The organism is Phenylobacterium deserti (assembly GCF_003254705.1).
Lineage (GTDB): Bacteria > Pseudomonadota > Alphaproteobacteria > Caulobacterales > Caulobacteraceae > Phenylobacterium > Phenylobacterium deserti.
Genome location: NZ_QFYR01000001.1, coordinates 1,439,735 through 1,449,260, shown reverse-complemented (window position 1 = coordinate 1,449,260; position 9,526 = coordinate 1,439,735). Strand labels below are relative to the sequence as shown.

Below are 9,526 nucleotides of genomic sequence, written 5' to 3'. Positions count from 1 at the left end.
CGCCTATAGACGAGAAATCCGGGCCGTGGGTGACGCTTTTGTTACGGTCACCCCTCCGTGCGCGGACTCGCCGCATTTCGGCGCAAGTGTGGCTTTACAGCCGCGCAGGCCTGCTTACGGTCCGCGCGCTCGCGAGGGAGGATCGGGTGTCGGACACGTCGGCGAAGACCACAGGCAGCGCCGATTTCCGCGCCGCGCTCATGCTCACGCTGGGCCTGACCATCGTCCGGATCGTGGCGCTGTTCCGCACGCCGCTGAATCTCTACCCGGACGAAGCGCAGTACTGGCTTTGGTCGCGCACCCTGGACTTTGGCTACTATTCCAAGCCGCCGATGATCGCCTGGGCGATCTGGGCCACCACCCAGGCCGGCGACGCGGAGGCCTGGGTGCGGCTGTCGGCGCCGCTGTTCCAGGCCGGCGCCACCCTGGTCGTCTTCGCCATCGGCCGCAGGCTCTATGACAGCCGCATCGGACTGGCCGGGGCGGCGCTCTATGCGCTGACGCCGGCCATCCAGCTCTCCTCGGCGGTGATCGCCACGGACGCGCCGCTGCTGTTCTTCCTTGGACTGACGATGCTGGCCTACGTGAGCCTGCAGGAGGCGGAAGGCGCCCGGCGAGCCAAGCTGGCCCTGGGGTTCGGCGCGTCGCTGGGGCTGGCGTTCCTGTCCAAGTACGCCGCGATCTACGGCGTCGTCGGCGTGGCCCTGCACCTGGCGCTTTCCAGGGAAGCGCGGCGCGCGTGGACGCCGTCGAGCGCGGGTCTGGCGGTTGCCGCCTTCCTGCTGATCCTGGCGCCGAACCTCGTTTGGAACGCCAACCATGGGTTCGCCACCTTGCACCACACGGCGGCCAACGCGGCCTGGGGCGGGCGCAAGCTGTTCAACCCGGGCGAGTTGGCCGACTTCCTGGGCAGCCAGGTGCTGATCTTCGGACCGATCCCGTTCGCGGCGCTGGTGATCGGGGTGGTGCTGGCGGTGCGGCGCAAGCGGCTGACGGGCGCCGACCTGCTGCTGCTGTGCTTCATCCTGCCGCCGCTGCTGATCGTCAGCGTCCAGGCGTTCATCAGCCGGGCCAACGCCAACTGGTCCGGGGCGAGCTATCTGCCTGGCGCGGTGCTGGCCGCGGCCTGGCTGGTGCGCTGGCGCGCCAGGCGCTGGCTGACGGTCGCCTTTGCGCTGCAGGCGGCGCTGGCGGCCTTCTTCCTGGCCTGCGTGATCGCGCCCCGCCTGGCGGACGCGGCGGGGGTGTCCAACAGCTTCAAGCGGGCCAAGGGCTGGGACCAGATGACCGCGGCGGTGATCGAGCGGGCGGTCGAGGAGCAGCCGAAGGGCCTGACCGCCATCGCCGTCAACAGCCGCTTCCTCTACTACGCCCTGTCCTATTACGGCCGGAACTACTTCGGGGACGAGCGGGCGCCGCCTCTGCGGGCCTGGATGCTGACCGGCACGCCGCAGAACCAGGCGGAAACGAGCGCGCCGCTCACCACCGGGCAAGGGCGCCGAGTGTTGGGCATCGTCAACGAGGACGCCTGGGAGGACGAGTTCAAGGCCGACTTCGCCCAGGTCTCGGACGAGCAGATCACGCGGGTGCGTCTGGACCGCAAGCGCTCGCGGCAGATGGAGCTGTTCGTGGGCGAAGGCTTCTCGCCGCGTCCCCGTGATCCGGCTACCGGCCTGCCCACACCGCCTTGATGCGGGCGTCGCGTCCGCAGCCGATTCGGTAGGCGTTGTAGTTGATCGGGTTCTTGCGGGCGAAGTCCTGGTGATAGGCCTCAGCCGGCCAGAAGGCGGCGGCGGGGCGGATCTCGGTGGCCACAGGCTTCTTCAGCGTGCGCGAGACCTGCGCCTTCACCGCTTCGGCGGTTTTCCGCTCCGCGCCGTCGGCGACGAACACGGCGGTGCGGTAGGACGGGCCGCGATCGCAGATCTGGCCGCCGCCGTCGGTCGGGTCGATGTTGTGGAAGAAGGCGTCGGTGAGCTGCGCGTAGCTGACCTTCGACGGGTCATAAGTGACCTTCACCGCCTCCAGGTGGCCCGCGTGGTTCTGGTAGTTGGGGTTGCGGCTGGCCCCGCCCGCATAGCCGGACACCACGTTCCGGACGCCGGGCACATGCTCCATGGCCTTTTCGGCTGACCAGAAACAGCCGCCGGCGAAGACGGCGGTCTTCAGCGCCGCGGCGGCGGGCGCGGCGGAGGCCAGCAGGAAGCTCGAAGCGGCGAGCGCGGGGACGATGCGGCGGATCATGGACGACCTCGTGAGACGTTCACGAGGAGATACGTAGGCGCCCGCCGGCCGGATGCGCTAGCCCGCCCAGGCCATGTGCACGATGGGATAAGGCCGCCCTGTGGGATCGGAGGCCGACCAGCCGCGGCGCACGAAGCCGAGCTTTTCGTAGAAGCCGACGCCGCGGGGGTTCTGCTCGTTGACGTCCACCGTCACCGACCCGGCCAGGGTCACCGCATGGTGGACCAGCGCCTTGCCGACGCCTTGGCCATGAACGGCCGGATCGACGAACAGGGAGTCGATGTGCCCCTCGCGCAGGCCCATGAAGCCCAGCGGGCGATCGGCCGCGTCCACCGCAACCCAGAACTCAGCGGCCGGGAGGTAGTCCTCCTCGACGATGCGGGCGATCTCCTCGAAGTCGCCGGGCTCGAGGAAGTCGTGAGTGGCGAGCACGGCCTCGCGCCAGATCTGGAAGTTGCGCGCGACGTCCTGCGGCCCGCTCTGGCGGATCGAATGGCCCATGCCGCTCAGGCCGCCGTCTCCAGCGCCACTTCGAAGGGCGCTTCCGTCTTGGCGCGGACGTCCTCCAGCGTGACGTCGGGAGCCAGCTCGATCAGGCGCAGCGGGCTCTTGCCGCGGTTCACCTCGAACACGGCGAGGTCGGTGATGACGAGGTCTACGCAGCCCTGCCCGGTGAGCGGCAGGGAGCAGGCGTTGACCAGCTTGGGCGCGCCGGACTTCTCCACGTGTTCCATCACCACGACCACCCGCTTGACGCCGGCGACGAGGTCCATGGCTCCGCCCATGCCCTTCACCATCTTGCCCGGCACCATCCAATTGGCGAGGTCGCCGGAGCCGGACACCTGCATCGCCCCCAGGATGGACAGGTCGATGTGCCCGCCACGGATCATGGCGAAGCTGTCGGAGCTGGAGAAGTAAGAGCTGCTGGGCAGGCTGGTGATGGTCTGCTTGCCGGCGTTGATCAGGTCGGGGTCGGCCTCACCTTCGAACGGGAACGGGCCCATGCCGAGCATGCCGTTCTCGCTTTGCAGGGTCACCTGCACGCCGGGGGCGATGTAGTTGGCCACCAGGGTCGGAATGCCGATGCCGAGGTTCACGTAGAAGCCGTCGCGCAGCTCGGTGGCGGCGCGGGCCGCCATCTGGTCACGGGTCCAGGGCATCAGACTTCCTCTCCGGCGCCGGCGGCCGCGGTCGCGGTTTGGCGCGGACGCGTGGTGACGCGCTCGATCCGCTTCTCGTAGACGGCGCCCTTCAGGATGCGGTCCACGTAGATGCCGGGGGTGTGGATCTGGTCAGGATCGAGCTGGCCGACCTCGACCAGCTCTTCGACCTCGGCCACGGTCACCTTGCCGGCCGTGGCCATCATCGGATTGAAGTTCCGAGCGGTCATTCGGTAGACGAGGTTGCCTTCCGCATCGCCCTTCCACGCTTTGACGATGGACAGGTCCGCGGTGAGCCCGCGCTCCATCACATAGGTCTCGCCGTCGAACTCGCGGGTTTCCTTGCCCTCGGCCACCAGCGTGCCTACGCCCGTCTTGGTGAAGAAGGCTGGGATGCCGGCGCCGCCGGCGCGGATGCGCTCGGCCAGGGTGCCCTGCGGGTTGAATTCCAGCTCCAGCTCGCCGGAGAGATACAGCTGCTCGAACAGCTTGTTCTCACCCACGTAGGAGCTGATCATCTTCTTGATCTGGCCGCCCGCCAGCAGGATGCCGAGCCCGAAGTCATCCACCCCGCAGTTGTTGGAGATGACGGTCAGGTCCTTGACCCCGCTTTCGCGGATCGCGGCGATCAGGTTTTCGGGGATGCCGCAGAGGCCGAAGCCGCCGGACATGATGGTCATGCCGTCGAACAAAAGCCCGGCGAGGGCGTCGGCGGCGGAGGACTGCACCTTGTTGGCCATGGGTTGCCGTTTACGACGCCTTGGAGCGGTTGAGAACCGGCTGTCGCGGGGAATTCATCGTCTGTCGCAAGGCTGCCTTGCTGCAGGGCGGAAAAACAGCGTGCAACGGCGCCGAAGTCGCTGTCCATTGTGGCGCATGTTCCAGTCCCTTTCCCCAGCGTCAAACGCATGAGCGGCAATCTTCTCACCCAGGCCCTGGTCTATCTGGCGGCCGGCGTCTTCTCGGTGCCGATCGCCAAGCGGCTCGGGCTCGGCTCGGTCCTGGGCTACCTGCTGGCCGGGGTGCTGGTGGGTCCCTTCCTGCTGAACCTGGTGGGCGAGCCGGGCGACGTCATGCGCTTCGCCGAGTTCGGCGTGGTCATCCTGCTGTTCCTGATCGGCCTGGAAGTGCGGCCCGCCCTGCTGTGGCGGATGAAGACCACCATCTTTGGCCTCGGCCTGGCGCAAGTGGCCGGCTCGGCCGCGGTGCTGGGCGCGGCGGGCATGGCGTTCGGCCTGGACTGGCGAACCGCCCTGGCTGTCGGCCTGGTGCTGGCGATGTCCTCGACCGCCATTGTGCTGCAAGGGCTGGAAGAGCGCGGCCTGCGGCAGGGGCCGGTGGGCGAATCCGCGTTCGGCGTTCTGCTGTTCCAGGATCTGGCGGTGATCCCGCTGTTCGCCCTGCTGCCGCTTCTGGCGGTTTCGGCTGGCGTGGCGCACGTGGACCACGGCCATTCGATCGTTTCGGGCCTGCCAGGCTGGGCCGGCGCGCTGGTCGGGCTGGCGGCCGTGGCGGTGATCGTGGTGGCGGGGCGCTATCTCACCCGGCCGGCCTTCCGGTTCATTGCGGCCGCGCGCCTGCGGGAAATCTTCACGGCCTCGGCCCTGCTGCTGGTGGTCGCGGTGGCCGTTCTGATGGAGCTGGTCGGACTTTCGCCGGCGCTGGGCGCCTTTTTGGCCGGCGTGGTGCTGGCTGAGAGTGAGTTTCGCCGGGAGCTGGAGACGGACATCGAGCCGTTCCGGGGTCTGTTGCTGGGACTGTTCTTCATCACGGTCGGCGCCGGCCTCGACTTCGGCGTGGTGGCGGCCCAGCCGGTTCTGATCATCGGCCTGACCTTGGGGCTGATCCTGCTGAAGTTCGGCGCGATGTTCGCCGCGGCGCGAGCCTTCCGCGTCCCCCAGCGCGCTGCGATGACAACGGCCGTGGCCCTCGCTCAGGGTGGAGAGTTCGCGTTCGTCCTGCTGGGCTTCACCACCCAGGCCCGAGTGCTGGACCCGACCCTTGCGCGCCTGCTCACCGCGGTGGTGGCGCTATCCATGGCGCTGACGCCGATCGTCATGGCGCTCTACGCCCGCTTCGTGCTGAACCGCCAGGAAGAGCGAGCCGAGCCCGAGCACCTGCCATTTGACGAGGGAGACCCGGACGTGGTGGTGGCGGGCTTCGGCCGGTTCGGCCAGATCGCCACCCGTCTGCTGATCGCCAACGACTTCAAGGTGGTGCTGCTGGATTCCAGCATCGATCAGATCGACACGATCCGTCGCTTCGGCTGGCGGGTGCACTATGGCGACGCCAGCCGCATCGACTTGCTGCGCACCGCTGGCGCCGAGAAGGCCAAGCTGCTGCTGATCGCGATCGACGACCGCGACAAGGCGCTGGAGATGGTGGAGTCGGCGCGGGAGGCCTTCCCCCATCTGACCATCATGGCCCGGGCTTACGATCGGCCGCACGCCTACCAGCTGATCAAGGCCGGGGTAGACGAGGTGGAGCGCGAAACCTTCGAGGCCGGGCTGACCTTCGGTCGCAAGGCGCTTGTCCGCCTGGGCCTGACGGAGCGCCGGGCCGGCCGCGCCGCCGACGTGTTCCGCCAGCAGGACCTCAAGCTGTTCCGCCAGCTGGAGCCCGCCTCCGGCGAGAGGGAGCGCTACATCTCCGCAACCCGCGCCTCGCGCGAGACCATGGAAAAGCTGCTCCGCATCGAGATGGCGCGCCTCGCCGAAGAGGAGCAGCTGGATGCGGAGGGCGACGACGGGCCGCGGGCGGACGACCTCGCCGCCACGCTGGAGACCGATCGTCAGCGGGTGTAGGGAAGCCGGCATGAGCCAAGCCACCCAGATCCAGGACCGTATCGAGCCCGTTTCCTACGCGCTCTACGACCAAGACTTCGCCGGTTTCACCCAAGCCCTCGGCGGCTCCTTCGCCCGCTTCGGCTTTGCGGTGATCAAGGACCACGGCCTGCCGCAGGACCGCATCGACGCGGCCATCGACGCCGCCAAGGCGTTCTTCGCCCTGCCCGAAGAGGTGAAGCGCAAGTACAAGCTGCCGGTCGGCGGCCAGCGCGGCTACACTCCGTTCGGCATCGAGACCGCCAAGGGTCACCAGCACTACGACCTGAAGGAATTCTGGCACGTGGGCCGCGACCTGCCGGCCGGCCACCGCTATCGCGACCACATGCCGGACAACGTCTGGCCGGACGCGGAAATCCCGCAGTTCCACGAGACGGTGGGCTGGCTGTACGGCGCGCTGGACGCCATGGGCCTGAAGGTCCTGGAGGCGATCGCCACCTGGCTGGAGCTGGATCGTCACTTCTTCGATCCCACCGTGGACTTCGGCAATTCGATCCTGCGCCTGCTGCACTACCCGCCGGTGCCGCAGGACGGGCCGCACATCCGCGCCGGCGCCCACGAGGACATCAACGTCATCACCCTGCTGCTGGGCGCCGAAGAGGCCGGCCTGGAAGTGAAGGAGAAGGACGGAAGCTGGCTGCCGATCAACCCGCCGCCCGGCGCCCTGGTCGTGAACATCGGCGACATGCTGCAGCGGCTGACCAACCACCGCCTGCCGTCCACCACGCACCGGGTGGTGAACCCGGCTCCTGAGCGGCGGGGCTTCCCACGCTACTCCACGCCGTTCTTCCTGCACTTCAACTCGGACTACCTGATCAAGACGCTGCCCAACTGCGTGGACGCCGAGCACCCGGACCGGTACCCGACCCCGATCACGGCGGACGAGTACCTCCAGGAGCGCCTGCGCGAGATCAAGCTGGTCTGACGGCTACTTGGAGATCCGCAGGTTCTGGATAGAGGCGGCGATCTGGTCGAACGCCGCCCCGAGACCGGACGCGTTCTGCACGTCGTAGAACTTGTCCGGGGAGGACGCGCAGTTCTGCAGCAAGGTGCTGGAGCCGGTCGTGACCTCCACCCGCACCGTGTAGACGATGATCTTCTTGTTCTTGATGTTGGTGCACAGCTGCGAGAGCCGGTTGTTCAGAGCCGTGGTGCGTTGCGTGTTGCTGGCGCCAGCGCCGATACCCAGCATCTCCTGCCAGATGTAACCAAAGCCATGGTAGAACGACTTGTTGTTCTCACCTCGCGTGGTGAAGGTGTTATCGCCGTCCGTCATCAGGATGATGATCTTGCGCAGGTCCTTGGTCTCGTAAGCCTTGCCGTTAGCGAGCGGCATGTTCGGGCTCAAGGTGTGCCAACCCCACATCAGGCCTAGCGGGATGTTGGTCTCGCCCACCGCAGTCATGGCGTTGATCGCGGTCTTCACGGACGCATAGTCGTTTGTGAGCCGGATCATCGGCTGAAGGCCGCATCCAGCGTTCGGCCCGAATGAGTAGCCCGACATGAAGGTCCCGGTGTTCTTCCAGCCGAGATTCTCGCTTTGTATCTTCTGATACTTGGCTGAGCGCTTCTCCTTGACCCGCCAGTCGGAGTTGGTGGTGTTGTCTTTCAGATAGTCGTTGATCTGATTGGACGCGGCGCTCCCGTTGTCGGGCTCGTCGGGCCAGAAGTAGGGCACGAACATGCTGGCCGGGACGCTGGCGTTCGGCGCGTCCTCACGAATGTCGAAGGGTGCGCGCCGGGATTCGATGCAGCCCGACCAAGAGCCGCCCCAGGTCTTCATGATCGCCAAGCGATCGCTCTGGTTATCGAAGATGTCGTAGGTCGAACCTGACGTGCGATGCGCCAGGCCCTGAGGATCGATCCACGAAGGGATATTGGAGCCAGAGTGGCTCGCCGTGTTGTAGGCTGGGTTGAGCAATGAGGTGGTCGGCAGGATCCGCACCGTCGACGAGAACGGCACCAGCGATATCCTCAGCGGATCGGAGTTGGTGCTGCGCCTGGACGCGTCCACCAGCTTGTCCACCAGGCTGTTGGCGGCGTTCTTCAAATTGGTGAGCTTCGTGCCGGCCATGGAGCCGGTGTTGTCGAGCACCAGGGCGACTTCGATCTGCCCGGCTCGCTGAGCTTCGGAATCCACGCGCAGAACGCCGTCGCCGGGCGTCGGCCCGATCTTCGGAAGACGGACGTTGGCGTAGGAGATGACCTTGTTGCCTTCGAGGTCGAAGGTGGAGCCGATGAGCTCCGCGCCGGGGATCAGCGCCAGGTTAGCGGCCAGGGCGGCGTCGCCGATCTGGTCGATTTCGGCGTCCGTTTGAGCGGGGGAGCGCGCGGCCGCCAGGGTGGCGGAGTCCAGCGCGTCCTGCAGCTTCCCCTTCTGCTGGCTGGTCACATAGACGTCGAGGACGCCCAGGCTGACCGGCGCCAGGACAGCCAGGCTGATGGCCAGGGTGACGGCGGTGCCGCCGCGCTGGTCAGCGCCGAAGCGCGAGACAAGCCGCGAGGCCCTTCGCCGGAACATGTCGCCTTGGCCCATCCGCATCGCGGCCCCCTGACTCTTCAACAGCCAAGGCAACATTTGCATTAGCAGGGTGAATCAATTGGGCGCCAGGCACGGTAAACACCCAAAACACCCCGATCCCGCAGGCGCGGAGTCGGTTCAGCTCAGGCGGTCGAGCTCACCCACGCCGCTGACGGTGACGGCCAGATCTTTCACCAGGCCGTTGGCGATGGAGTAGACCCATCCGTGCACGCTGATCTGCTGCCCACGGGCCCAGGCGTCCTGGACGAAGACGTCGGAGGCCACGTTGCGGACCTGACGGATGACGTTCAGCTCCACCAGCCGGTCCCAGCGTTCCCGGTCGCCCTCGATGGCCTCCAGCTCGCAGCGATGCTCGTGATGCACTTCCCGGATGGGGTGGAGCCAGTGGTCCACCAGCCCACGCCGCTGCCCGTCGACGGCTGCGGCGACGCCGCCGCACCCATAGTGGCCGACCACCATGATGTGCTTCACTTTGAGCACGTCCACCGCGAACTGCAGGACCGAAAGGTAGTTGGCGTCCTGCGGCGGCGCGAGGTTGGCGACGTTGCGGTGCACGAACAGCTCGCCGGGATCGAGATCGACGATCTCGTTGGCGGGCACGCGGCTGTCGGAGCAACCGATCCAGAGATACTCGGGGGCCTGCTGCCCCTCGAGGCGCTTGAAGAAGCCCGGGTCGGCCGCGACCTTGCGTTCAGCCCAAGCCCGGTTGTTGGCCTTCAGGTGTTCAAGCATGGCGC

The 9,526-nt window shown here is 67.2% G+C and carries 9 protein-coding genes; 3 read left to right on the top strand and 6 right to left on the bottom strand.

All coding sequences use genetic code 11. From position 1 onward, the window contains the following. Nucleotides 1-146 precede the first annotated feature (146 nt). The gene (locus DJ018_RS07305) at nt 147-1,691 is read left to right on the top strand and encodes an ArnT family glycosyltransferase (RefSeq protein WP_240609472.1); all 1,545 of its coding nucleotides are present in this window, start codon (nt 147-149) and stop codon (nt 1,689-1,691) included. On the opposite strand, the gene msrA is transcribed toward DJ018_RS07305, so the two are convergent. The 4 genes from msrA to DJ018_RS07285 are packed head-to-tail and all read right to left on the bottom strand — an operon-like array spanning nt 1,666 to nt 4,144. Next, nucleotides 1,666-2,241: a peptide-methionine (S)-S-oxide reductase MsrA gene (gene msrA, locus DJ018_RS07300; RefSeq protein ID WP_240609504.1), complete on the bottom strand. Its 576-nt coding sequence runs from the start codon at nt 2,239-2,241 to the stop codon at nt 1,666-1,668. The two genes, DJ018_RS07305 and msrA, sit on opposite strands and share 26 nt — an antisense overlap. A 60-nt stretch (nt 2,242-2,301) precedes the next feature. After that, a complete protein-coding gene (locus DJ018_RS07295) occupies nt 2,302-2,745 on the bottom strand; it encodes an acetyltransferase (RefSeq protein ID WP_111514171.1) in 444 nt (147 codons plus the stop codon). 5 nt (nt 2,746-2,750) lie between these two features. Further along, the gene (locus tag DJ018_RS07290) at nt 2,751-3,404 is read right to left on the bottom strand and encodes a 3-oxoacid CoA-transferase subunit B (protein WP_111514170.1); all 654 of its coding nucleotides are present in this window, start codon (nt 3,402-3,404) and stop codon (nt 2,751-2,753) included. After that, nucleotides 3,404-4,144: a CoA transferase subunit A gene (locus DJ018_RS07285; protein WP_111514169.1), complete on the bottom strand. Its 741-nt coding sequence runs from the start codon at nt 4,142-4,144 to the stop codon at nt 3,404-3,406. Before DJ018_RS07285 ends, DJ018_RS07290 begins: the two co-directional genes overlap by 1 nt. A 168-nt stretch (nt 4,145-4,312) precedes the next feature. Between DJ018_RS07285 and DJ018_RS07280 the strand changes: the two genes are divergently transcribed. Together DJ018_RS07280 and DJ018_RS07275 are read left to right on the top strand one after the other, a co-directional pair. After that, a complete protein-coding gene (locus DJ018_RS07280; protein ID WP_111514168.1) occupies nt 4,313-6,208 on the top strand; it encodes a monovalent cation:proton antiporter-2 (CPA2) family protein in 1,896 nt (631 codons plus the stop codon). 10 nt (nt 6,209-6,218) lie between these two features. After that, the gene (locus DJ018_RS07275) at nt 6,219-7,172 is read left to right on the top strand and encodes an isopenicillin N synthase family dioxygenase (RefSeq protein ID WP_111514167.1); all 954 of its coding nucleotides are present in this window, start codon (nt 6,219-6,221) and stop codon (nt 7,170-7,172) included. Between the two features lie 3 nt (nt 7,173-7,175). On the opposite strand, the gene DJ018_RS07270 is transcribed toward DJ018_RS07275, so the two are convergent. Then, nucleotides 7,176-8,789, bottom strand: coding sequence for a TadE/TadG family type IV pilus assembly protein (locus DJ018_RS07270; RefSeq protein WP_165842815.1), 1,614 nt, complete (start codon nt 8,787-8,789; stop codon nt 7,176-7,178). Nucleotides 8,790-8,906: 117 nt separating this feature from the next. Next, nucleotides 8,907-9,521, bottom strand: coding sequence for a carbonic anhydrase (locus tag DJ018_RS07265; RefSeq protein WP_111514165.1), 615 nt, complete (start codon nt 9,519-9,521; stop codon nt 8,907-8,909). Nucleotides 9,522-9,526: the final 5 nt, after the last annotated feature.